At 57.5% G+C, this 23,314-nt stretch carries 21 protein-coding genes; 7 read left to right on the forward strand and 14 right to left on the reverse strand.

What is annotated here, in order from left to right; translation table 11 throughout:
• Positions 1 to 28 precede the first annotated feature (28 nt).
• On the forward strand, positions 29 to 865 hold the full coding sequence (locus H8699_RS04465; RefSeq protein ID WP_249284661.1) for a MurR/RpiR family transcriptional regulator: 837 nt from the start codon (positions 29 to 31) through the stop codon (positions 863 to 865).
• 19 nt (positions 866 to 884) lie between these two features.
• The gene (locus H8699_RS04470) at positions 885 to 1,565 is read left to right on the forward strand and encodes a D-lyxose/D-mannose family sugar isomerase (protein WP_249284662.1); all 681 of its coding nucleotides are present in this window, start codon (positions 885 to 887) and stop codon (positions 1,563 to 1,565) included.
• Positions 1,566 to 1,659: 94 nt separating this feature from the next.
• Here the strand turns inward: H8699_RS04470 and H8699_RS04475 are convergent, their stop codons facing one another.
• Positions 1,660 to 1,968: a rhodanese-like domain-containing protein gene (locus H8699_RS04475; protein ID WP_249284663.1), complete on the reverse strand. Its 309-nt coding sequence runs from the start codon at positions 1,966 to 1,968 to the stop codon at positions 1,660 to 1,662.
• A 117-nt stretch (positions 1,969 to 2,085) separates the two neighbouring features.
• Here H8699_RS04475 and ymfI point away from each other — a divergent pair, with 117 nt between their 5' ends.
• The gene (gene ymfI, locus H8699_RS04480) at positions 2,086 to 2,820 is read left to right on the forward strand and encodes an elongation factor P 5-aminopentanone reductase (RefSeq protein WP_249284664.1); all 735 of its coding nucleotides are present in this window, start codon (positions 2,086 to 2,088) and stop codon (positions 2,818 to 2,820) included.
• 77 nt (positions 2,821 to 2,897) lie between these two features.
• Here the strand turns inward: ymfI and H8699_RS04485 are convergent, their stop codons facing one another.
• The 3 genes from H8699_RS04485 to H8699_RS04495 form a co-directional block, all read right to left on the reverse strand.
• Complete coding sequence (locus H8699_RS04485) at positions 2,898 to 5,306, reverse strand: glycoside hydrolase family 3 C-terminal domain-containing protein (protein WP_249284665.1); 2,409 nt, start codon at positions 5,304 to 5,306, stop codon at positions 2,898 to 2,900.
• Positions 5,307 to 5,368: 62 nt separating this feature from the next.
• Positions 5,369 to 6,319: a helix-turn-helix transcriptional regulator gene (locus H8699_RS04490; protein WP_138296533.1), complete on the reverse strand. Its 951-nt coding sequence runs from the start codon at positions 6,317 to 6,319 to the stop codon at positions 5,369 to 5,371.
• A 189-nt stretch (positions 6,320 to 6,508) separates the two neighbouring features.
• The gene (locus tag H8699_RS04495; protein ID WP_249284666.1) at positions 6,509 to 7,585 is read right to left on the reverse strand and encodes an ATPase; all 1,077 of its coding nucleotides are present in this window, start codon (positions 7,583 to 7,585) and stop codon (positions 6,509 to 6,511) included.
• A 125-nt stretch (positions 7,586 to 7,710) separates the two neighbouring features.
• Between H8699_RS04495 and H8699_RS04500 the strand changes: the two genes are divergently transcribed.
• Positions 7,711 to 8,490, forward strand: coding sequence for an NAD(P)-dependent oxidoreductase (locus tag H8699_RS04500; protein WP_138296535.1), 780 nt, complete (start codon positions 7,711 to 7,713; stop codon positions 8,488 to 8,490).
• Between the two features lie 17 nt (positions 8,491 to 8,507).
• Positions 8,508 to 9,092, forward strand: coding sequence for a dipicolinate synthase subunit B (locus H8699_RS04505; protein ID WP_138296536.1), 585 nt, complete (start codon positions 8,508 to 8,510; stop codon positions 9,090 to 9,092).
• 48 nt (positions 9,093 to 9,140) lie between these two features.
• On the opposite strand, the gene H8699_RS04510 is transcribed toward H8699_RS04505, so the two are convergent.
• Positions 9,141 to 10,001 (reverse strand): AraC family transcriptional regulator, encoded by an 861-nt coding sequence (locus tag H8699_RS04510; RefSeq protein ID WP_171026106.1) that lies wholly within the window; start codon positions 9,999 to 10,001, stop codon positions 9,141 to 9,143.
• A 116-nt stretch (positions 10,002 to 10,117) separates the two neighbouring features.
• On the opposite strand from H8699_RS04510, the gene H8699_RS04515 reads away from it, so the two are divergent.
• A complete protein-coding gene (locus tag H8699_RS04515) occupies positions 10,118 to 10,666 on the forward strand; it encodes a hypothetical protein (RefSeq protein WP_138296538.1) in 549 nt (182 codons plus the stop codon).
• Between the two features lie 77 nt (positions 10,667 to 10,743).
• On the opposite strand, the gene H8699_RS04520 is transcribed toward H8699_RS04515, so the two are convergent.
• The gene (locus tag H8699_RS04520) at positions 10,744 to 11,307 is read right to left on the reverse strand and encodes a hypothetical protein (protein WP_249284667.1); all 564 of its coding nucleotides are present in this window, start codon (positions 11,305 to 11,307) and stop codon (positions 10,744 to 10,746) included.
• 107 nt (positions 11,308 to 11,414) lie between these two features.
• Between H8699_RS04520 and H8699_RS04525 the strand changes: the two genes are divergently transcribed.
• Positions 11,415 to 11,657, forward strand: coding sequence for a helix-turn-helix domain-containing protein (locus tag H8699_RS04525; RefSeq protein WP_138296540.1), 243 nt, complete (start codon positions 11,415 to 11,417; stop codon positions 11,655 to 11,657).
• A gap of 86 nt (positions 11,658 to 11,743) precedes the next feature.
• Here H8699_RS04525 and H8699_RS04530 read toward each other — a convergent pair whose 3' ends face one another.
• The 8 genes from H8699_RS04530 to H8699_RS04565 all read right to left on the reverse strand — a co-directional run bounded on the left by H8699_RS04530 (position 11,744) and on the right by H8699_RS04565 (position 23,127).
• Complete coding sequence (locus H8699_RS04530) at positions 11,744 to 12,658, reverse strand: alpha/beta hydrolase (RefSeq protein WP_249284668.1); 915 nt, start codon at positions 12,656 to 12,658, stop codon at positions 11,744 to 11,746.
• A 41-nt stretch (positions 12,659 to 12,699) separates the two neighbouring features.
• Positions 12,700 to 13,881, reverse strand: coding sequence for an LL-diaminopimelate aminotransferase (locus H8699_RS04535; RefSeq protein ID WP_249284669.1), 1,182 nt, complete (start codon positions 13,879 to 13,881; stop codon positions 12,700 to 12,702).
• Positions 13,871 to 14,617, reverse strand: a complete 747-nt coding sequence (nadE, locus tag H8699_RS04540; RefSeq protein ID WP_249284670.1) for an NAD(+) synthase — start codon at positions 14,615 to 14,617, stop codon at positions 13,871 to 13,873. The genes H8699_RS04535 and nadE overlap by 11 nt, the downstream gene beginning before the upstream one ends.
• 24 nt (positions 14,618 to 14,641) lie before the next feature.
• Positions 14,642 to 18,682 carry a carbamoyl-phosphate synthase large subunit gene (gene carB / locus H8699_RS04545; RefSeq protein WP_249284671.1) on the reverse strand — a complete coding sequence of 1,347 codons (4,041 nt, stop codon included), beginning with the start codon at positions 18,680 to 18,682 and terminating at the stop codon, positions 14,642 to 14,644.
• Positions 18,675 to 19,760: a carbamoyl phosphate synthase small subunit gene (locus tag H8699_RS04550; RefSeq protein WP_249284672.1), complete on the reverse strand. Its 1,086-nt coding sequence runs from the start codon at positions 19,758 to 19,760 to the stop codon at positions 18,675 to 18,677. Before H8699_RS04550 ends, carB begins: the two co-directional genes overlap by 8 nt.
• Positions 19,761 to 19,791: 31 nt before the next feature.
• Positions 19,792 to 20,361, reverse strand: coding sequence for an ANTAR domain-containing response regulator (locus H8699_RS04555; RefSeq protein WP_138296546.1), 570 nt, complete (start codon positions 20,359 to 20,361; stop codon positions 19,792 to 19,794).
• A 33-nt stretch (positions 20,362 to 20,394) separates the two neighbouring features.
• Complete coding sequence (locus H8699_RS04560; protein WP_330605140.1) at positions 20,395 to 21,711, reverse strand: glutamine synthetase family protein; 1,317 nt, start codon at positions 21,709 to 21,711, stop codon at positions 20,395 to 20,397.
• A 144-nt stretch (positions 21,712 to 21,855) separates the two neighbouring features.
• Complete coding sequence (locus H8699_RS04565) at positions 21,856 to 23,127, reverse strand: adenylosuccinate synthase (RefSeq protein WP_249284726.1); 1,272 nt, start codon at positions 23,125 to 23,127, stop codon at positions 21,856 to 21,858.
• Positions 23,128 to 23,314: the final 187 nt, after the last annotated feature.

The following is a 23,314-nucleotide window of genomic DNA, read 5'->3' on the forward strand; positions in this document are numbered from 1 at the left end:
AATCCATGAAAGGTTTTTCTGATAAATAATGGATTCACCTTATGGCAAGACCGTTATACAAGCCATCCGCGCCGCCTATGCCGGCTTATCCCAGGCTGAAAAGCGGATTGCCGATGTAATTCTAAAAAATCCGGAGGCGGCCGTGGGGGCCAACGTTTCAGCCCTGGCCGAACTTAGCGGCTCCAGCGACGCCACGGTCATCCGCTTTTGCAAACATATTGGGTATAGCGGGCATTATCAAATGCGGCTCTACCTTTCCCGCGACCTGGGGCGTACCCAGGCCAGCGCCCAGGCCCATCAGGCCGACAGCGTGAACGCATATTTCCGCCAGCTCGGGGAGGAATTATCGCAGATCGGGCCGATTATCGGACAAGAGCGCATGGAAAACTGCGCCCAAATGCTGCGGGCCTGCGGCCGCGTACACATCATTGCCGCCGGCAATACCAGTCCGCTTGCGCTCTATCTCGGCTTTCGTCTGGAACGTCTAGGGATCAAAAGCAGCTATAACCTGGCCGCGGAATACGCCCTGAACCATATTAACCTTTCCGAACCGCACGACGTGGTGCTGGCGATTTCGCAATCCGGGGCCTCCCGTCAGGTCATCCAGGCGTTGGAGCTGGCAAAGGCCCGCGGGCTGAAGATCATCGCCATCACGGCCTACCCGCGTACCCCCGTGGCAGCATTGGCCGACTGTCTGCTGCTCACCAGTGCCGATGAGCCTTCGGCCCCCCTGGAAAAATCCTATTCGCATTTGCGGGAGATGGCCGTAGCAGACGCTGTCTTGCACTTTGTCACCAACCCGGCGGATATCGCCGCCCGCGAAGCGGATAAGCCCGAGCTGATCCTTTCCGAGTATAAATTATAAATACAAGGAGGCCTTACAAGTGAATCGTTCTGCCATCAATCAAGTGATACGGGATATGGAGGCGCTTATCGCCACCTATCGCTTTGCGCTGCCGCCCTTTGCCACATGGTCGCCCGAGGACTGGGCAAAAGCCGGCCCGGCGTACGACGAGCTGCGCGATAACCTTTTGGGGTGGGATATTACCGATTTTGGCTCCGGAGATTTTCGGAAAGTAGGCCTGGCGCTTTTCACCCTCCGCAACGGCAACCAGGCCTCGCCAGAGCGGTACCCTAAGCCCTATGCCGAAAAGCTGTTGATGCTTTACCAAGGGCAGCGGGCGCCCTTCCACTTTCACTGGTACAAGATGGAGGATATCATCAACCGCGGCGGCAACGACGTCACAATCACCCTTTATAACGGCGATACAAATGGCGCTCGGTTGCAAACCGATGTGGTCTACAGCCTGGATGGCTGCAGGCTCACAGCGCCCGCCGGAACCCCGGTCGTTCTGAAACCCGGGCAGAGTATTACGCTCACGCCCTGCCTATACCATGAAATCAGCGTCCCTTCTAAGGGCGGTAGCGTACTGCTGGGCGAGGTTTCCATGTGCAATGACGACCGGAATGATAATTGCTTTTACGAAAAAGCCGGCCGTTTTCCCGAGATCGTGGAAGACGAGGCCCCCTACCGGCTATTGTGTACCGAATATCCGGACCGCTAAATGCTCCATTTACAAGGCCGCGCCGGAAATACCGGCGCGGCCTTGTTTATTCTTAGCAGGATCGGATCCCTCGTTTTTTCGCCCTGAATACCCGCTAGCGTTCCAGCGTGCCTGGCCAGGCGGATATCCCGCCCAGCTCATACAGCGCCGCGTATCCGATCTGATCCAGCAGCATACAGGCCCGGCGGGCACGTATCCCGCTTTGGCAATACACCACCAAGGGCATCAGCAGATCTTCCGGCAGCTTGTCCCGCTGATCGGCGATCTCCCGCACGGGGATATTGATGCTGCCCGGAATGTGTCCGGCAGCGTATTCATCCTCATCCCGCACATCCAGCAGCACAAAGGCCCTGCCCGCCTCCCGCCAAGCGATCAGCTCCTGGGCCGTGATCCGTTTCAGCATAAAAAATCCCCTCCTCTTTCCTAACAGTATAGCACAGCCCTTTCCCTTATGGCGGCCTTGCTTAATCCCGCTTCGCGCTTTATACTATCCTTAAAATAAGCGTTTGAGGAGTCAACCATGCCCAAAACCGTTTTGGTCACCGGCGCTTCCCGCGGGATCGGCGCGGCCATCGCCCGCCGCTTTGCCCAGGAAGGGTACCAGGTGGCGCTAAACTTCTGTCAGAATCAGTCCGCCGCTCAGGCGCTGGCCGGTGCGCTGGCCGCCCAAGGGCACAAGGCCCTGCCCTTTCAGGCGGATGTGGCCGACCGCGCCCAGGTGCACAACATGATGCAGCGCATCGAGTATCACCTAGGCCCGGTGGACGTACTGGTCAACAACGCGGGCATCGCCCAGCAAAAGCTGTTTTGCGACCTGACCGCGCAGGATTGGCAGCGCATGGTGGCGGTAAACCTGACCGGGCCGTTCAACTGCTGCCAGGAAGTGCTGCCCGGGATGATCGAAAGGCAGTGTGGGAAGATCGTCAACCTTTCTTCCATCTGGGGGCTGGTGGGCGCTTCCTGCGAGGTGCATTATTCCGCCGTTAAGGCCGGCGTGATCGGCCTGACCCGGGCGCTAGCCAAAGAGATGGGGCCCTCGCACATCCAGGTCAACTGCGTGGCGCCCGGGGTGGTGGATACCGATATGAACGCCCTGCTGGACGAGGACACGCTATCCATCTTAAAGGATGAAACCCCGCTGGGCATGCTGGGCCAGCCGGAGGATATCGCCCAAGCGGTATATTTTCTGGCCTCCCCCGCCGCCGATTTTATTACCGGGCAGGTGCTCAGCCCCAACGGCGGGTTTGTGATCTAACCCCATAAAAAAAGCCTCCGGCATAGCCGGAGGCTTTTTTGCGTCTATTTTTTCTTTTTAACCGTGCGGCAGAAGGGTTAAATGACCTCGATCTTGGCGATCTCCGCGCACATCGCATCCAGAATCGCCTGTTTTTCCGCCGCGCTCTTGTCCCTGAAGGGCAGGCTGAATTTCTCATCCCAGATCTTTTGCAGCTTGGCCTCCGGGAAATAGGTCAGCTCCGAACTCATGGACTCATCCGAGAGCAGGTGCGCCGGGATGTACTTTTTCATGGCCTCTACCACCGCGGGGTTGGCCATGATTTTGCCGATGGAGCAGTTCACGCCATAGCCAAACGGGTTGTAACCCACCGCCTTAAAGCGCACCGCGCCCGCGATATCCCGGGAAGAGGTGCCCACCAGCGCCTGATAATAGCCCGGCTCGCTGCCCCAGGCCTTGGCGGCCGGATCGTAGCTTGCCAACTGATCTTTGCCGATGGCAATGGTGACGACCTTGCTCTCCCCCGGCTGCAGGGCGACCTTCTGGAAACCTTTCAGCTCCTTTAAGGGCTTGGAGAGGGTGGATACCTCATCGGAAATATACACCTGCACCACCTCTTTGCCCGCCACCTTGCCGGTGTTGGTCACCTTGACGGAAACGTTCACGGTCTCGCCCTTATCCATGTCCATCACGTCCCGGTCGATGGCGATATCGCTCAATTCAAAGGTGGTATAGCTCAGCCCATAGCCGAAGGGATAGAGCGGCTCCACATGCTTCTTATCGTAATAGCGGTAGCCCACATAAATGCCCTCGCCGTACCACACCTCATCTCCATCGCCGGGGAAGTTGCCATAGGTGGGGCAATCGTAATAATGTTTGGGGAAGGTCAGCGTCAGCTTGCCCGAGGGGTTGACCTTGCCGGTCAAAATATCCAGCGTGGCGCGTCCGCCCTCCATGCCCGGCAGCCATACGCACAGCACGGCATCCACCTGGTCGAGCCAGCCTTCCATCTCCACCGGGCCGGTCACGTTCAGGATCACGATGGCCTTTTTGCCATTGGCATGCGCCTTTTTCGCCGCATCCAGGATCATCTGATCGTCGCCCGGCGCCAGCAGCAGGTCGGCCCGGTCGCTGCCCTCCTGCCCATCCACACTGACCACGATAATGGCCGCGTCGCTGTCGGCAGAAACGTCGCCGTATTCCACCTTATCCGCGCCTAAGGTTTCCACCGCGCAATCGTAAAGGTTGGTGGCCTGGTCGGTATCGATAAAGGCGCTGCCCTTGCCGCAGATGATATAATCTTTGGCGTGCTCGCCGATCAGCGAGATCTTGGCGCCCTCGTTCAGCGGCAGCGCGCCCTCGTTCTTGAGCAGGATGCTGCCCTCAGCCGCTACATCGTATGCAGCCTTGCGGGAATACTCACGGTCGATATGCGCATTTTTGCGCCCCTTCATCACTGGCAGCTCTACCAATACGTTCAGGTAATTGGCCACGCGCTGGTCCAGCGTCTTTTCGTCGATCCGTCCATCCTTCACCGCGGCCACGATCTTATCAAAGGTCAGCGGGCCGGGCATCTCCAGATCGTTACCGGCGTTAATGGCATCCACCTGGTCGTACACCGCGCCCCAGTCGGAAACCACAAAGCCCTCAAAGCCCCATTCGCCCCGCAACACGTCGGTCAGCAGCCAGTGGTTCAGGGCGCAGGCCGTGCCGTTGATCTTGTTATAAGCGCTCATCAGGGTCTTGACCTTGCCCTGCTGCACAGCGGCCTTAAAGCCGGGCAGATAGATCTCATAAAGCGCCCTAAGGGGAATACGCTCGTCGATCTCCTGGCGGTGGGTCTCCTGGTTGTTGGCCGCAAAGTGCTTGGCGTCCGCCGCCACGCCCTCTGCCTGCATGCCGCGGATGTAGTACGGGGCCAGGGTAGCCGTTACATACGGATCCTCCGAATAGCCCTCAAACAGGCGGCCATTGAGCGGGTCGCGGTGGATATTCACGTTGGGGCCCAGGCATACGTCCACCTTATAGGCGTCCATCTCCTTGCCCACGGCGCTGCCCTCTTTTTCAATCACTTCCGGGTTCCAGGTAGAGCCCTGCATAATGCCCGGCGGGAAGCAGCCCGGGTACATGCCGTCGGGCATCAGCTCATCCACCTTATCCAGCACTTCCTGCACCAGCTTCTGGATAGACGGAGCCATTTTGGCGCGTTTAGCCGGATCCTTAGCGTTGGTGATCACCGTACCAAAGCCCGAGATCGCCGGGCCGCTCATCTCGCCCAACTCGTCCACGCTCTTGTTCGCCAGGGTCTTGCTGGCCATATCGCTGCGCAGCTGGCCCATATTGATACCGGTGTGCCCATCCAGCGGCCGCATGGGCGGGATGCCCAGCCGCTTAATCCCCGCCGTGGTAAACGGGAACTCGCCCGTCACCAACCGCGCCTTTTCCTCCAGCGTCATCTCGGCGACCACCGCCGGCACCGAAGCCTTATCCGTCAAGCGGATACTCATCACAGATTCCCCCTTCGTATAATTTGCGTTTTATCCCCATGCGGCCGCAAATTTACAGCCGCTTAGCAACCTTTTTTGGGCGCCACCTTGTCCTCGTACACCTCAAGCAGGGCCATGGCGCTGTCCAGATCCACCGGGAAGTGCTGCTTGCCATCGGCCGCCACCGGGTACTCCGCCTCGCCGTTTTGCCGCACGCGCTTGCGGTACTCTGTGGCGCTGCACGCATAGCGCTTTTGCACCAGGCGGTTTAAGTACTTCACATCCGAAAACCCGCAGGCAATGGAAACGTTGAGCACGCTCATATCGGTATTTTTAAGCAGCGTCAGCGCCTTTTCCAGGCGTACATTGCTGACAAACTCCTGAAAGGAGATGCCCAGTTTATCTTTGATAAAGTGCGATAAATGATCCTTGCTGATATATTCCTGCTGGGCGATATCCTGCAGCGTGATCTTGCCCATGTACTGTTCGTTGATCATCTTGATGATGCGGCGCAGCCGGTTTAAGCCCACGTATTCATACCGGTCGCTATCCTCGCTGCGCTGCTCAAAGGGCAGGTTCTGCAGCAGCATCCCGAAAATCTCATTGATCCTGGCCATTACAAAAAAGGCGTTGGCGCTCTCTTTCCCGCTGATGCGCTTCATCACCTCGGCCATGGCGCGGCCGATCCGGGCCGCCAAAGGATCGCTGGATGGGATGTGGCTGTTTTTGAACCTGACACCGGAAAGCTCTGGGTGATAATTCTGGCAAAAGCGCGGGTCTACCTGCAGGGCCAAAAAGAGGTTATCCTCACCCGTACGGGCCAGACTGTGCACCTCGTTGGCGTTCAGGATATACACGTCCCCTTCTTTCAGGCAGAGCTCGCTGTCGCTCTTTTTGAGCATAGCGGACCCTTCCAGCACCAGCAGCAACTCCAGCTCCTCGTGCCAGTGGTGGGTACGCCACCCGATGCTGACGAAAAACGCCTGTACCGGCAGGCTCTTCATATGTTTTACGATCTCGTATTCGTAATACATCCCGCGCCACCTCTGCCTCTCTACCCTTATTATAGCGGGTAGCGCGCTTTAAAACAGCCTCAATTCCTGGATTTATCTATGACAATCCTGCGGTTCTTCCGAAAAAGGGCACATTATCCGCATCTAAACAAAAGGCCGCCCGGCCCGGCGGGCTTTTCCCGCGGTCCGGACGGCAAGGTGTATCTGTCCCTACTCCAGCGTATCCAGCTGCGCAAGCAATGCCTGCTGCATGGCGGTGACGCGCGCAAAGTCCATATGGGCGATATAAATCTTCTCCAGATCGTCATGCAGGCCTTTGGCCCGGGTAACGGACTGGGCCGCCTGCTCGATCAGGCTGTCAAAGGTCTGGCTATTATACAGCCGCCGTGAAACGGCGGTGTTCAGCTTTTCCCGGTCCAGCGCGGCCTCCAGGTCGATCACCCGCTCGGGCGTCTGGGCCATCATCTGGTAGCTGTTGGCCGTGGTAATCAAAAGCCCGGTTTCAGGGATCAGCAGATGCTCGATGCGCTCCGGTTCCATAGGGCAATAGAAGCCCTCGATATCCACGCCGCTCTCCAGCAGCCCCGCGCGCACCCTCGACAGGATATCCTGCGCCGGCATGGCCCAGGGCCCCTCCAGGCGCCAGACCCGCTGGGCCCCCAGCTCATTTAAGTAATGGATGCAGCCAAGCGGCGTAACGGCGCCGGCAAACAGCCTGCGCTCTTTGCCGGGCCGGGCGGCGATGCTGTTGGCGTCCAGCCCAGCCAACAGCTCCGCCGTGACCGCATTGATCTTCCCGGCATCCAACGCCCCGCGCAGGATGATCTCCTCATCCTCGCGCAGCGGCGCCGCTGCTGCTAGGTAGCGATAGGCCTGGGCAAAACAGCCCGAGATTGCCTCTCCGATCTCTTCCACTTCTCTGACATGTTTCGCCATGCCCGCCTCGTCCAGCGCCACGCCCAGGTTCAGTATCCCGTCCGCCGCGCCGGGCAGCACGGGGTCCACAATATGGGGCTTGGTGCCGTCCACCAGCGCCAAGCCTACTTTCGGTATGCGCACGCCGTCCAAACTGCCCGGGTCGCTGGAGCAATGCATCCATTCCACATCATAGCCCTTTTTTACAAACGCGTCTCCCACATGCCGCATCAGGGTGGATTTGCCCACCCCCGGCCCACCTTTAAGGATGATCACCCGTTTGTCCAGCCCGGGCCGGATCGCATGGGCATAATAACTGTAAAATCCCCGGACGGTATTCCCACCGGGGAAAAAGTGCCGTTCGCCTTTCATAAAGCCATCCCTCCTTTTTTCTCGCTTTAAGGGTATGCGCCGGTATAGCTTTTCGTGCCTGTCTTAAGTAAATTTCACACCTTTGGGCACCTCGACATAGATTGAGGAAACGGAGGTGGTATCCCATGCAATGGCGTATCGACTTAACCGACGCGCGGATGGAAGCGCTTTTAACGACCATGACCCGAGCCGGCTGGCAGGCGGCACCCTTTGAGCGGGACCGGCAGCAAACGGCGCAGCAATACGTGTTCGCCCCCAATTCCAAGGGGGATGCGTTTGTGCGGGCGCTAAAATCGTTGCCGCTGGGCGCAGCCGTTTACGCAGGCGCCCCGCCGCAGGAGGGAATGGAAGTGATCAAGGCGCGGGCGCTCCAATGGCATAACATGCTGGAGGACGAATGTTACGCGCTGCAAAACGCCGCGCTGACCGCAGAAGGCGCATTGGCCCTGGCCATCCAAAGCACGCCGCGTACCCTGCGCGGCATGCCGGTCCTGCTTTTGGGCTATGGGCGCATCGGCCAGCCGCTGGCAGCGCAGCTGCAGGCCCTGGGCGCACGGGTACATATCCTGATCCGCGATCCCGTAAAGCGGGAGAAGGCTCGCGTCGCTGGTTTTTATGCCCTGCCCGATCTGCTCTCCCTTTCCCAATCTCAGGCGATATATCCCCTGACCCTCAACACCGCCCCAGCGCCGGTGCTGGATGCGCGCCACGCGCACCTGTTCGCCGCACACAGTGTGTGGATCGAACTGGCCTCCAGCCCGGGCGGGCTTTCTGACGCGCTGGCCTTCCCCGGCAAACAGATATCCGCGCCCGGCCTGCCCGGCGCGGTCTCCCCGCAATCCGCCGGTGAAAGCATTTACGATTATCTGAAGCGGTACGCGCCCTTATCTCCCTCCAATCCTTAGGAAAGGCAGGTCTTACCATGTTGTACAAAACGCTGGGCTTTGCCCTTACCGGCTCTTACTGCACCATCGAGCGCACGCTACCTGAGATTGAAAACCTGGTGCTCAGCGGCGCTACCGTGGTCCCCATCCTGTCCGAGAACTTTGCCACAGTCGATACCCGCTTTGGCCGCGCAGCAGACTGGATCGAAAAAATCGAAAAAATCTGCGGCCGCCGTAGCATCCGCACCATCGTAGAGGCCGAGCCCATCGGCCCCAAAAAGATGTTTGACGCGCTGATCATTGCCCCCTGTACCAGCAACACCCTGGCCAAGATTGCAAACGGCATCACCGATGGCCCCGTCACGATGGCTTGCAAAGCGCACCTGCGCAGCGCTCGTCCGGTGGTGCTGGCCATCTCCACCAACGATGCGCTATCGGGCAGCGCCAAGAACATCGGCCAGCTGCTCAATACCAAACACTTCTACTTCGTTCCCTTTGGCCAGGACGATGTAGCCAAAAAGCCCAACTCCCTGGTCTCCCACACCGAGCTGATCCTCCCCACAGTAGAAGCGGCGTTGGAGGGGCGCCAGCTCCAGCCCCTGCTGGCGCCCTATATAGGATGATAAAAAGGCGTGCGGAATTAAAACCGCGCGCCTTTTTTATCATCCATCTTAATGCTTGGCTTTTTGTGGCGTTATGCCTCGTATCCGCTTAAATACTTCCGAGAAATAGCTAACGCTATTAAAGCCGCAGGCCATGGCGCTCTCTGTTACTGTGGCACCGCGTGCTAACATCTCGCTACCTTTCTCCACTCTAAAGCACATCAGATATTCAATGGGCGTTTGCCCTAATATCTCTCTAAATAAATTGTTGCAAGTACTTCGGCAAACCGCTCCAGCTCCAGCAATGTCGTCTACACCAATTTTGTCAGTATAATGATTCTGGATATAGTCAATCATGTGTTTTACCGTATTGATATGCTCTTGTTTTATGGCTCTCCCCATATCAGGCTGTAGTGGTAGCGTTTTCGTCAGCGTTTGCAAAGCAGTATATAGGCAGCGTAGCACCTCCAGCTCATATCCATCCTCGGCAAGGCTACAAGCATCAAACGCTTGCTCCATACTATCCTTAAGTTGATGATGCCACTTTTGGCTACCATCAATCAATACGGCAGCCAACGCGCTACCCGTAACCCGTTCTATATATTTATGATAGATATAATGATTCTCCCTAAAAATCTGCGGACTAAAAAATAAAATTTTAGATTCGCACGTCTCACTGCAAACACTGCTGTGCAGTGCATTAGAATTAATCAATATCCCTTCCCCTGGCATAAGTTTATAATGCTGGCCATTGACAATATAATCGATCTCACCGCTAAGCAGCACCACCGCCTCAAAAGCAAAGTGCCAATGACTTGGAAAGGGTACCGGTGAATATTTCGTTGTACTAAATCTTATCGTTTTAACCGATAGAAATCCTTCGTCAAATTCAATTGTTTGAGACAAGTCTTTATCAATATCATATTTCACCTTATCCCCCCAAATACGCGATAGTGTAATTTTTATGGCCATTTACGGTAGTTTAACGCATTAAGTTTAGTTAAAATTATAAATAAAGACGCACTGATTCTCAAGGGGGGTATAAGATGAAAAATATTCACTGGGCCTTAAACCGAAACGGTTGGACGTTAGAAGACCTTTTGTTTTTAAAATACGAACAATGTCAAATCGTCTACGCCAGTCTGCCTGCGCCCAAGCCAGACGAATTAAACGGCGAATACAGCGGGCATACCTTGATTTATATGCAGCCAGTCATGCTACAAAAGCCCTATGAGTTTTTAGGCAAAGCCTTTCGCCCAAACCCCATCAAGGAAGGCGCGCAAGGGGATGGCTACATCATTTGGCGAGTCAACGGTGCCATCGTGCGTAATAATCAATTTGGATGGGCCATCGGTCCTTCAGGTATCGATGGCAAACCCGCGCTGATCATGGATTGGCAATACTTTGCTGAAGATGCTGTGCAGAATTATGGTATCGATGAAGTGCGCCGTGCAGCTCCAGGGCTATACTTATGCACTACGGTCAATAAACAGCCTACTGATACCGAACCCATTGCCGGGCGGGTAAACTATTGGCTGATGTGCGACCGTCGTTCGGATTGGATTGGTCCGGATCACGAGTATCCGTTGCGTTAAGCCTATCATAACTACCCGCAATTATTGAAAAAACGGCCGAGAAAGGCCGTTTTTTATTCATACATAAGGCAGCTGTTTTATTCCCGGATAGTGTATTTAAAGCTTGTTCCGTCAATATCAAAAGCCAGCCATAACGGCGCCCGGGTTTCATGGACCTGCTGCGGGCACTCGATGAGAAGCTTGATGCGCTGCACCTCCCCGGGCCGGATAACGGACAGGTTTGCAAGGGCGAATCCTGTATAGGCATCTTCTACGACCGTGAAAGATCTGTATTGTTGGTTCCCGTTATAGCGGGCCGTCGCCCAACCCAGCTCGTCGCAGCGCAGGTCGGCCTGGGTCCTGTTTTTTATCTCCAACGATACACAGATATACACCCTACCCGGGGCCGCCTTGTAGTGTGTAAACAGCCCGTCCTCTTTTTCCGGCAGCACATCATATGCCAGCTCTATCGCCTCGATCGTCACTCGACAATGCTCTGTGGTGATCGTATCCCCGATATCCATTTCATCTCCAGCCGACGGCTCCGCCGGCGAAGAGCGCGCGGCCTGGGTTTCCCGCACGGCTTCAGGATTAAAAAAGGCGCAGCCTGCACACCCTATCAGCAGGGCTGCCAGCATACAGCCCGCGATAATCCTTCGCATAAACAGGCTCCTTTCAGCTAAATTGACATTTAGTGAATGTCAACCTGTTTTTAATATAGCATATACTTTCTATGTTGACAATCACTAAATGTCATAAACGGTGGAACATGTTTATTAATAAGACAAAAGACGGATTAAATAACCTTTGCGGTAAAAATATCGCAAAATACAGAAAAAGCGTCAAAATTTCGCAGCGTCAGCTGGCCGACCAAATGCAGGTTTTCGGCCTGGACCTGGATAAAAACGCGATACAGCGCATCGAGGCCGGCAAAAGGTTTGTAACGGATATTGAATTGGTGGCCTTCTCCAACGTATTAAAGATGAGCTTTGAAGAGTTGCTCTCATCATAACTCAACCTAAAAAAGGGAGATCATCCCAGGATGATCTCCCTTTTGCGTTTGTCTTTAATTTTTGCCGCCGCGCGGCGCCCTCGCGCTTAAAATCCGGCCTGATCCAAAAACTGCCACACGATCTCCCGATACGCCTTCGGCGCCCGGCCGATTGACTGAGCATGCCTGGCCCCAGGGATCAGGTGATAAGCAATGGCCGGGTTGGCCTCAACGATCCTATGGCTTAGCTCCCAGGGGATGTAATCGTCCGCCTCGCCGTGGATGATCATGGCCGGCATGCCGATCTCTCCGGCGTGGGCCGCGATATCCACCTTTTTGACCCGCGCACCGGAAAGCAGGTAGATCCAAAGCCGCGCGGCGGGGATAAAGCCCACCGCCCAGGGGCCGATCTCCACTCGCGCCCGGTAGCGCAGAATCGCCATCCAGGATGGATAGGGGCAATCCGCAATGCAAAACCGCAGGCCCTTAGCCTTTTGCGCCACCAGCAGCGCCGTGGCCGCGCCCATGGATTCGCCCATAACGCCGATCTGCGCCGCGGAGAATCCCTCGTCCCTGGCCCAGCCGCGGATGCGCCCTAACCAGTTGACGGCATCCTGCTGCTCAAAATAGCCAAAGGTGGCATAGCGCCCGCCGCTCTCCCCTGCGCCCGCATGGTCGGGGATGAGCACGTTGATCCCCCGCTCCAAAAAAAGCGGCAGATACTTCAGCGCGCTGATATAGGGATAGTTGTACCCATGTAAAAACAGTACGTAGCGAGCACTCTTTTCTTTGGGCCGATAAAGGCGCGCCACCAGCGGACAGCCCCGAACCGATTGCCCGCTGACCTGCTGAAAGGGCAGCTGTAACAACGTATCGTCTTTCAGGTTGCCGCACTCCAGTTCTTCGCGCAGCACATCCTTATACAGCCGCCGCGGCGGATCGATGGCGCGGCGGGCAAAGACCAGGCCGATCCCCAAATATACCAGCGCCAATACCGCCGCGATAGCGATTGCCCAGACCATCTGCGCCACCCCCGTTTCCTATCCCTTTATATCTTTCTATCTCACAGCTTTTCATGCAGCGCGCGGATGCGCGCCATGGCCTCTTTCGTGGCTTCCCGCTCTCCAAAAGCCGTTAAGCGGAAAAAGCCCGCGCCGTTTTTCCCAAAGCCCTCACCCGGAGTCCCTACCACACCGGCCTGCTTAAGCAGCAGATCGAAATACTGCCAGGAGTCCATGCCGCCCGGGCACTTCATGAAGATATAGGGCGAGCTCTCCCCGCCGGTGAACCATACGCCCATCTCCCGCAGCGCCTGCGCCATGATGCGCGCGTTCTCCCGGTAATAGCCCAGGTTTTCCTCAATCTGTCTTAATCCCTCAGGCGTGAATACCGCCGCGGCCGCCCGTTGCACGATGTAGGGCACGCCGTTAAATTTGGTGGTCTGGCGCCGCAGCCACATGGCGTTCAGCCTGCCGCCGCAAAGCGCCAGCGGCACCACCGTATAGCCGCAGCGCAGCCCGGTGAAGCCCGCCGTCTTGGAGAGCGAGCAAAACTCGATGGCGCATTGCTTGGCCCCTTCGATCTCGTAAATGCTGCGGGGCAGCGATTCATCCTGAATAAAGGCCTCGTATGCCGCATCGTACAGGATCACCGCGCCAACCGCTCTTGCATAAGCCACCCAGGCGCCCAGCTGCTCCCGGTTGTAGGCCGCGCCCGTGGGATTATTGGGCGAGCAAAGGTAAATAATGTCCGCCTCAACCTCTTGCGGCGGCGGAGGTAAAAACCCATTTTGTTCCGTCGCATCGCAGTATAAAATCTTTCGCCCGGCCATCACATTGGTATCCACATAAACCGGATATACAGGGTCGGGCACCAGCACGGTATTGTCCCTGTCGAACAAGTCCAGGATATTGCCCAGGTCGCTCTTGGCGCCGTCGGAGATGAATACCTCGCCCGCCTCCAGCACCACGCCCTTTTGTACGTAATAGCCCCGGATGCCCTCCCGCAGGAAGTCATACCCCTGCTCCGGCCCATAGCCGTGGAAGGTCTCCTTGTTGCCCATCTCATCCACCGCCGCGTGCAGCGCATCTGTCACGGCAGGGCAAAGCGGCAGGGTAACGTCCCCGATCCCCAGGCGGATGATCTTTTGCTCGGGATGCTCCGCGCTCTGCTGGGCCACCTTTTTGGCGATGGTCGAAAACAGATAGCTGTCCTCCAGGTCCTGATAATGGGTATTAATCCGCATCCTGCATCCCTCCAAATGTCGCGGGCATGCGCAGCTTATGCAGGCTGCGCGCATGCGCGCGGGTGATCTTTTCTACATCCTGCGGCTCTCCCTGGCCCGAAAGGATGTACCGGTCAATAGCGGCATAGGTCATACCCATCTCGCCTTCGTCGGTCTGCCCTTCAAACAGCCCTGCAGAGGGCGCCTTTTGAATGATATTCTCCGGCGCGCCCAAAAAGGCCAAAAATTCATAGACCTCGCCCACCGTTAAATCCGCTATGGGGTTAAAATCGCACCCGCCGTCGCCCCACTTGGTAAAGTAGCCCACGTACCGCTCCGAGCGGTTGCCCGTGCCGGCCACCAGGGCGCCCCGGCTTTGGGCGATGGCGTACAGCGTCGCCATCCGCAGCCTGGGGGCGATATTGGCGCTGGCCGCATCGCTCACCGTGCCCACCGGGGCTATCGCATCGGTCAGCGCGGTCTTAACATCGCTCAAATCCACCGTAGTGGTCTCAATGCCGAACTGCCGGGCCACGGCCAGGCCATCTTGCATGTCCTCGCCAAAATTTCGTTTCGACTGGCAGGGCATCATCACGCCCAGCACGTCATCACAGGCCTTTTTGCACAGGATGCCCACCAGCGCGCTGTCCTTGCCGCCGCTGTTGCCAAATACGATGCCCCTGGCCCCGCTATCGCGCAGCTGGCTTTGAATAAAGGCCACCCGCGCTTCCAGCTCTTTTGCATAGTCTCTCGCCATGTTCTTTACTCCAAACTTCTCTCGCTAAATCTCGACCACGCCGTCGAAGATCTTGACGCAGTCCCCGCACAGGTAGACGGCCTCGTCGGTATAGGTCACCAGCAGCCGCCCGCCGTTTACCCGTACGGCGATCTCCTCGCCCTTGGGGCAATAGCCGTTGCGCGCAGCCGCAACCACAGCCGCGCAGGCCCCGGTGCCGCAGGCCATGGTTTCGCCGCTGCCCCGCTCCCATACCCGCATCTTCAGGTTATGGCTATCGATCACCTGCACAAATTCGGTATTTACCCGCTCCGGGAAGGCCTCGTCAAACTCGAAGGCCGGCCCAACGGTATCGATATCAAAGGTATTGAGGTTATCCATAAACACCACCGCGTGGGGGTTGCCCATCGATACGCAGGTAACGTTATACTGCCTGCCCTCGATGGTCATGGGCTGGTTGATCATCTCCTGGCCGTCAAAGCGCACCGGCACTTTTTCGCAGGCCGTCTCCGCCTTGCCCATGTTGACCCGCACCGAGGCCACCTCGCCATTTTGTACCCAAAGCGTCAGCTCCCGGATGCCGCTCAAGGTCTCAATGGTCATGACCTCGCGGGGAACGATGCCCTCCTCGTACAAAATCTTACCCACGCAGCGGATGGCGTTGCCGCACATGCGTCCCTCGCTGCCATCCCGGTTGAACATGCGCATTTTGGCGTCCGCCACCTTGGACGGGCAGATCAGGATGATGCCATCCCCGCCAATGCCGTAATGCCGGTCTGAGAGGATCACGCTCAGGGATTCCGGGCTGACCGGTTCATTTTCCAGGCAGTTGAAGTAGATATAATCATTCCCGCAGCCCTGCATTTTGATAAAGGGCTGTTTGAGCCGCTTTTTGCGCATATTGTTGATATCCACAAGCTCGGTGGAATAGGGGGAGTAGCGGCTGCGCAGGCTGTCCGCCAGGGCGTTGGCCGTATCCAAACTGGTCAGGCAGGGGATCGCCAGCTCGATGGCCTTGCGGCGGATCTTCACACTGTCCCGGCTGGGCAAGCGCCCCTTGGTGGAGGTGGACAGGATGTACTTGACCTTGCCGCTCTCCAGCAGCGTCTGGATATTATCGTCTGCCTCGTGGATCTTCTTCACGGCCGTCACCTTCATACCCGCGCGGCGCAGCCACTCGGCCGTGCCCTCGGTGGCATACAGCTGGAAGCCCAGGTCCGCAAATTTGCGGGCGATATCCATCGCCTCGGCCTTATCGCTGTTGCGCACGGTGATCAATACGCCGCCGTTTTTCTCCATCTTAAAGCCGGCGGCAATCAGCCCTTTGTAGAGCGCCTCCTCCAGCGTCTTGCCGATACCCAGCACCTCGCCGGTGGATTTCATCTCCGGCCCCAGGTGCACGTCCAGATCCTGCAGCTTCTCAAAGGAGAATACCGGCACCTTTACCGCCACATAGGGCGGCGCCTTGTAAAGCCCGGTGCCATAGCCCATCTGCGCCAGGGTCTCGCCCAGCATGGCGCGGGTAGCCAGGTCCACCATGGGCACGCCGGTCACCTTGCTGATGTAGGGGATGGTACGCGAGGCGCGGGGGTTGACCTCGATCACATAAATCTTGCCCTGGTAAACCACGTACTGGATATTGACCAGGCCGCGGGTGTTGAGCGCCAGCGCCAGCTCCCGGGTGTAGTCGATCAGCTGCCGGGTCATCCGCCCGCTTAAGTTCCATGCCGGATAGACCGCGATGGAATCGCCCGAATGGATGCCCGCCCGCTCGATATGCTCCATGATGCCGGGGATCAGGATATCCTTGCCATCGCAGATGGCGTCTACCTCGATCTCGATGCCCATCAGGTATTTATCGATCAGGATGGGGTTATCCTGCTTGTGCTGGAGGATGATCCCCATATATTCTTTAATGTCCTCATCGCTAAAGGCGATGATCATGTTCTGCCCGCCCAGTACATAGCTGGGCCGCATCAGCACCGGATACCCCAGGCGGTTAGCCGCCTCCAGCGCCTCTTCCGGCGTCATCACCGTAGAACCGCTGGGCCGGGCGATGCCGATGCGCTCCAACAGCTCGTCAAACCGCTCGCGGTCCTCCGCCATGTCGATGCTGTCCGCCGAGGTGCCCAGAATCTTGACGCCGGCGGACTCCAGGAATTTGGTCAGCTTGATCGCCGTCTGCCCGCCAAAGGCCACCACCACCCCGTAGGGCTTCTCGGTGTGGATCACGCTCATCACGTCCTCAGGGGTGAGCGGCTCAAAGTACAGCCGGTCGGCCGTATCAAAGTCGGTAGAAACAGTCTCGGGGTTGTTATTGACGATGACCACCTCGTACCCGGCTTCCTTCAGCGCCCAAACGCAATGGACCGAGGCATAGTCAAACTCAATGCCCTGGCCGATGCGGATGGGGCCGGAGCCAAAGACGATCACCGTCTTTTTATCGCTCGGGTGCTGCTCGATAAACTGGGCCGCCTCGTTTACCTCGTCGTAGCAGCTGTAAAAGTACGGGGTCTCCGCCTCAAACTCCGCCGCGCAGGTATCCACCATCTTATAGCTGGCAAACAGCGGATGGGCGATCTCCTGACCGGAGAAGCGCCGGACCACCGCGTCCGGATAGCCCATATCCTTGGCCTTGTGGTAAAGCTCGTCGGTCAGCGGCTCGCTGGCGAGGCGCTGCTCCATCTTGGCGATGTTTTTGAGCTTGGCCAGGAACCAGTGGTTGATCTTGGTGATATTGTAGATATCATCCATGCTCACGCCGCGCTTGATGGCCTCATACACCACAAACATGCGCTCATCATCGCACACGCTGAGCTTATCATATACTTCCTGATCGCTCAGGGCCTTGAGCTTGGGCATATTCAGGGTATCCAGGCCGATCTCCGCGCCCCGCACCGCCTTCATCAGCGCCGCCTCAAAGCTGTGGCCGATGGCCATGACCTCGCCGGTGGCCTTCATCTGCGTGCCCAGGGTGCGCTTGGCGTAGACGAATTTATCAAAGGGCCATTTGGGGAATTTGACCACCACGTAGTCGATGGCCGGCTCAAAGCAGGCATAGGTCTTGCCGGTAACGGCGTTGAGGATCTCGTTAAACGTATAGCCGATGGCGATCTTGGTGGCCACCTTGGCAATGGGATAGCCCGTGGCCTTGGAGGCCAGCGCCGAGGAGCGGGACACGCGGGGGTTGACCTCGATGACCGCGTACTCGTCGCTGTCCGGATGCAGGGCAAACTGGCAGTTACACCCGCCCTCAACGCCCATGGCGGTAATGATGTTCAGCGCCGCGCTGCGCAGCATCTGGTATTCTTTATCGGCCAGCGTCAGCGCCGGGGCCACCACGATGCTGTCGCCGGTATGTACGCCCACCGGGTCAAAGTTCTCCATCGAACAGATCGTAATTACATTGCCCTGGCTGTCCCGCATCACTTCAAACTCGATCTCTTTCCAGCCGGAGATGCACTTTTCCACCAGAATCTGCGTGATCGGGGACATGCGCAGCCCATTGGCCGCGATCTCCCGCAGCTCCTCTTCGTTATTGACGATGCCGCCGCCGCTGCCGCCCAGGGTAAAGGCCGGTCGGATGATCACCGGGTAGCCGATCTCGTTGGTAAATTCCACCGCCGCCTCTAGATCCGTCACCACTTTGGAGGGGATGACCGGCTCGCCGATCTCGATCATGGCGTCCTTAAACATCTGGCGGTCCTCCGCCCGGTCGATGGTCTCCGGGTTCGCACCCAAAAGCTTAACGCCATGTTCCTCCAAAAAGCCCTCTTTGGCCAACATCATGCTTAGGTTCAACCCCGTCTGTCCGCCCAGGGTGGAAAGCAGGCTGTCCGGTTTTTCTTTAATGATGATGCGCTTGAGGGTATCGGTCGTCAGCGGCTCGATATAGATCTTGTCCGCCATGGCGTTATCCGTCATGATCGTAGCCGGGTTGGAGTTGACCAGGATGACCTCCAGTCCATCCTCCTTCAGTGCCCGGCAGGCCTGGGTCCCGGCGTAGTCAAACTCCGCCGCCTGGCCGATGACGATGGGGCCGGAGCCCACTACCAGTACGCGCTTGATATTCTTATCTCTAGGCATGCTTATTCTCCTCCATCATCCCGATAAACTGGTCGAACAGGTAAGCCGTATCGTGCGGGCCTGCGCAGGCTTCCGGGTGGAACTGCACCGAGAATGCCGGCACATCGTCATAGGCCACGCCCTCGCAGGTGCCGTCGTTGGCATTTTCAAAGAAAACGTGGGCTGTTTGGGGCAGCGATTCGCTCACCACCGCATAGCCGTGGTTCTGGCTGGAGATAAATACCCGCCCGCTGCTGAGATCCTTCACCGGCTGGTTGGCCCCCCGGTGCCCGTACTTAAGCCGCATGGTCTTGGCTCCCTGGCTCAAGGCCAGCAGCTGGTGCCCCATGCAGATGCCAAAGGTGGGCACGCGCGCGGCTACGACCTTGGCGATCTCCTGGGCCACATCCATGTTATCCGCCGGGTCTCCCGGGCCGTTGGTCAGCATCACCCCATCGGGGTTCAGGGCCAGCACTTCCTCCGCAGTAGTATTATACGGCACGGTGATCACATCGCACCCGCGTTTGAGCAACTCCCGGCTGATGTTCATCTTGGCCCCCAGGTCCCATAGCACCACCTTGTGCGTGCTGTTTTCCGCCTTTTCCTCAAACACCGCCTTGCAGCTGGTGTTGGGCACGGCGTCCTGCACCCGGTAAGCCTTGATCTCCTGCAGGTCCTGCTCCATATGATCCAGCGTGCGGACGATCTTGCCGTTCATTACCCCGTGGTCACGGATGATCTTGGTCAGCTCCCGGGTATCGATCCCGCAAAGGCCGATGATGTTCTGCTCTTTTAAAAAATTGTCGAGCACGTCGGCGCACCGGTAATTACTCGGCTCTTCGCACCATTCGCGCACGACATATGCTCTAAGATAGGTTTGGTCTTTTTCAAAATCCTCTGGAATCACGCCATAATTCCCGATGAGCGGAAACGTCTGAACGATGATTTGCCCATAATAACTAGGATCGGTCAGGGTCTCCAAATATCCGGTCATTCCCGTGGAGAAAACTACCTCTCCTGTCACTTCGCCTTCGGCGCCAAAGCCCTTCCCCTTGAAAACGCGCCCGTTCTCAAGGACGAGATACAATGTCTGCTCCAAAACGCTTTCTCCTTTCTATGCCTTAACCAGGCTAACTTTCATAGGTATTGAGAATCCGCTGCGCGACTTCCCGCCGCGTCAGCCGCAAATCCATGGCCTGTTTTTCTATATATCGGTGGGCCTGCGCCTCGGTCATGCCCAGGTATTGAATAAGCGCGCACTTGGCCCGGTCCGCCAGTTTGATATCCTCTATCTTCCTTTTCAGCTTGCTGTTCTCGCTGCGCAGGCCCAACATCCGCCTGCGGGTGGCCTCCACCAACTTGACCGATTGAAAGAACAACTGGGCGCTGATGGGTTTGGGTACCACGAACACGCCGCTTTCCTCAACCTTGGACGAGATCTCGTCCGCCGCCTCCGCTTTCACGATCAGCAGCACGCCGCTCCCAGCGCCGCCGGCTACGCTCATGGCTAGCTCGTGGCCATACTCGTCCCCCAGCGGGGCGTTGATCACCACGAGGTCGTACTCGTTTTCGATGAGCAGCCGCCTGGCCTCGCTCCCCGACCTGGCTACGGCGATCTGGGCACAGCCGCTTGATTGCAGCACTTTCTGGATAAAGGCGGTACCCTTACTGGTTCCGGATACGATTAAGCCACTGTCCACAGACTCACCGTCCTTTCGCCCAGTAATCCAGCCTTAAATGCTGAGAAAGTAGAGCTCGCGCTCCATCGCCGCCCGATCTTCTGCCTGCGCAACGCGGTGCGCCTGGGCGGACTTAAATTCCAGGTACTTGTCCACCACCGTCTGCGGCAAGACCCGGCGCACAAATTCACTGCCTCCGGCCAAAGCCAGCGCCTCTTCCAGGGTTGCGGGCAGCTTGGGCAAGCCCTCCACCCGCGCGCCCGGCGCATAGGGGTCAAAATCCATCGCGGGGCCCAGCTGTTTTCCCTGCGCAATCCCCTCCATGCCCGCCTCAAGCAGCAGTGTGTAGGCCAGGTATGGGTTGCACGCAGGGTCGGGCGAGCGCACCTCCATGCGGCTGTGCTCGCCCGAGCTCGTAGCCGGAATGCGAACCAGCTGCGCCCGGTTCATGCGCGACCAGGCGATAAACCTTGGCGCCTCAAAGGCGCCAAACCGCGCATAAGAGTTGGTAAGCGGGTTCAAAAATGCGGTGATCTCCGCCGCCCGGTCCAGCACACCCGCGATAAAGCTGGCCGCCACGCTTCCTTCCTCTTCTAGGTTCTGAAAGAGATTCTCTCCATCCCTGCTTAACGAAATATTGATGTGCAGCCCGCTGCCGCTCTGGTCGGCAAAAGGCTTGGGTAAAAAGGAGGCAAAAAGCCCGTTGCGCAGGCTGATCGCCTTGACCACGGATTTGAACGTGATCAGATCGTCCGCCGCAGTGCACGCATCGCCGTAATGGAAGTCGATCTCATTTTGCCCGGGGCCCTGCTCGTGGTGCGAGCTTTCGGGCCGCAGCCCCATCTCCTCCAAGGTCAGGCAGATTTCCCGGCGCACGTTTTCCCCCTTGTCCAGCGGCGAGATATCGAAATACCCGCCTTTATCGTGAGGCACCAAGACCGGCTCGCCATCCTCATTCAGCTGGAAGAGGTAAAATTCGCACTCCGCGCCGATCCGGCAGGTATAGCCCATATCGGCGCACCGCTGCACCGCATTTTTGAGGATAAACCGCCCATCCCCTTCAAAGGGCCGGCCATCCGGATAGCGAATGTTGCAAAAAAAGCGCGCTACCCGCCCCTGCATCGGCCGCCACGGTAGGATGGATAGCGTGCCCGGGTCCGGCTGCAAAAACAGATCCGACCGTTCTACGCCCATAAACCCGCGGATCGCCGAGGCGTCAAAGGAAATGCCGTGTTGAAAAGCCCGTTCCAGCTCATCCGGCATGATGGAGATGTTTTTTTGCATGCCAAAGCTATCGCAAAAGGCCAACCGGATAAACTTGATGTCGTTTTCCTCCACAAAAGCCAGTATTTCCCTTACCGTTTCGTTCACCAGTCTCGCCTCCTTTTAGGCCCTGGACCCGCCAAGCTCCGCGCTTTTAAAGTCCACCAAACCTATTATATTATTTTACCATATACGGGCGCCGCGCCACAATGGCCCAGTGCCCGTATTTGCATATACCCCTGGTCGATTTGATTATAGCACCACGTACTGCTCGCGGGCCGGCCCCACCGAAACGTAGCGCACCTTACAACCCACAGCCGCCTCAATATAGGCGATATAGGCAAGCGCCTGGGCCGGCAGCTCCTCTTTGCTGCGGCAGCCGCTGATATCGCACCCCCAGCCCTCCAGGTATTCGATCACCGGCTGCGCTTCATCCAGCGCATCGGTGAAGGGGAACGCTTGCGTCAGTTCTCCATCCACCCGGTAAGCCGTGCATACCGGGATCCGCTCGAGATAGCTGAGCACATCCATCTTGGTCAACGCCAGCTCGTCCGCCCCCTGCATGCGCACGCCGTAGCGGGAGGCTACCACGTCGAACCCGCCGACCCGGCGGGGCCGCCCGGTGGCCGCGCCGTATTCGCCGCCGGCCTTGCGCAGCGCCTCCGCCTCGGCTCCGAACATCTCGGCGGTAAAAGGCCCTTCTCCAACGCAGGTGGAATAGGCCTTCATGATCCCGATGGTCTTATCCAGCTTGCGGTTGGGGATGCCCGCCCCCACCGGCGCATAGGCCGCGATGGTGGAAGAAGACGAGGTGTAGGGATAAATGCCAAAGTCGATATCCCGCAGGGCCCCCAGCTGCGCCTCAAACATGATATTTTTGCCCGCTTTTGCCGCTTCGTCCAAGTAAAGACCGGTATCGCAAATATAGCTTTTCAGCGGTTCTCCATATTTTTTCAGCCAATCCAGCATTTTTTGCAGGGCCGCTGCCTGACCGCCATAGACCTTTTCAATGGTCAGGTTCTTCCATTCCAATATGCCCTTCAGGCGCTGCGCCATGCGCTCAGGGTGCAAAAGCTCTCCCATTCGCAGGGCTTTCTTCATATATTTATCGCCATATACCGGCGCGATGCCCCGCCGCGTGGAGCCAAACTTGGCATCTCCCAGCCGTTCTTCCTCCAAGCAGTCCAGCATCACATGGTACGGCATGCAAATCACCGCCCGGTCGCTGATCTTCAAGTGCTCCGGCGTTACTTCTACGCCTGCCTTCCGCAGCCGGCCGATCTCCCCGGCCAGGTGCTCTAAGTCGATCACCATTCCATTGCCCATTACGTTGACCACGTCGTCGCGCAAGATGCCGGAAGGCAATAAATTAAGTATAAACTTGCCCTTGGGGTTGACGACCGTATGCCCCGCATTGTTCCCGCCCTGGTAGCGCACTACGATATCGTAGTCCTCCGAAAGCAAGTCTACCATGCGTCCCTTTCCTTCATCTCCCCAGTTAATGCCCGTTATCGCCGTTAACATCCCTTCACCCTTTCTGTTTGAAAGTCCCATTCCGCCGTGGTATTTGCCATCGGGCGCGGTTTTGCCGCACCCCCAATCCGGGCTCAAAATAAAGGCGTTCATCAAGAAGCAAACCATCCCTCCTTGTCAAACGCCTTTGTTTAACCGGAATAATTATATGATTGATTGCATAACTTGTCAAGTTTTA

The organism is Luoshenia tenuis (assembly GCF_014384745.1).
Lineage (GTDB): Bacteria > Bacillota > Clostridia > Christensenellales.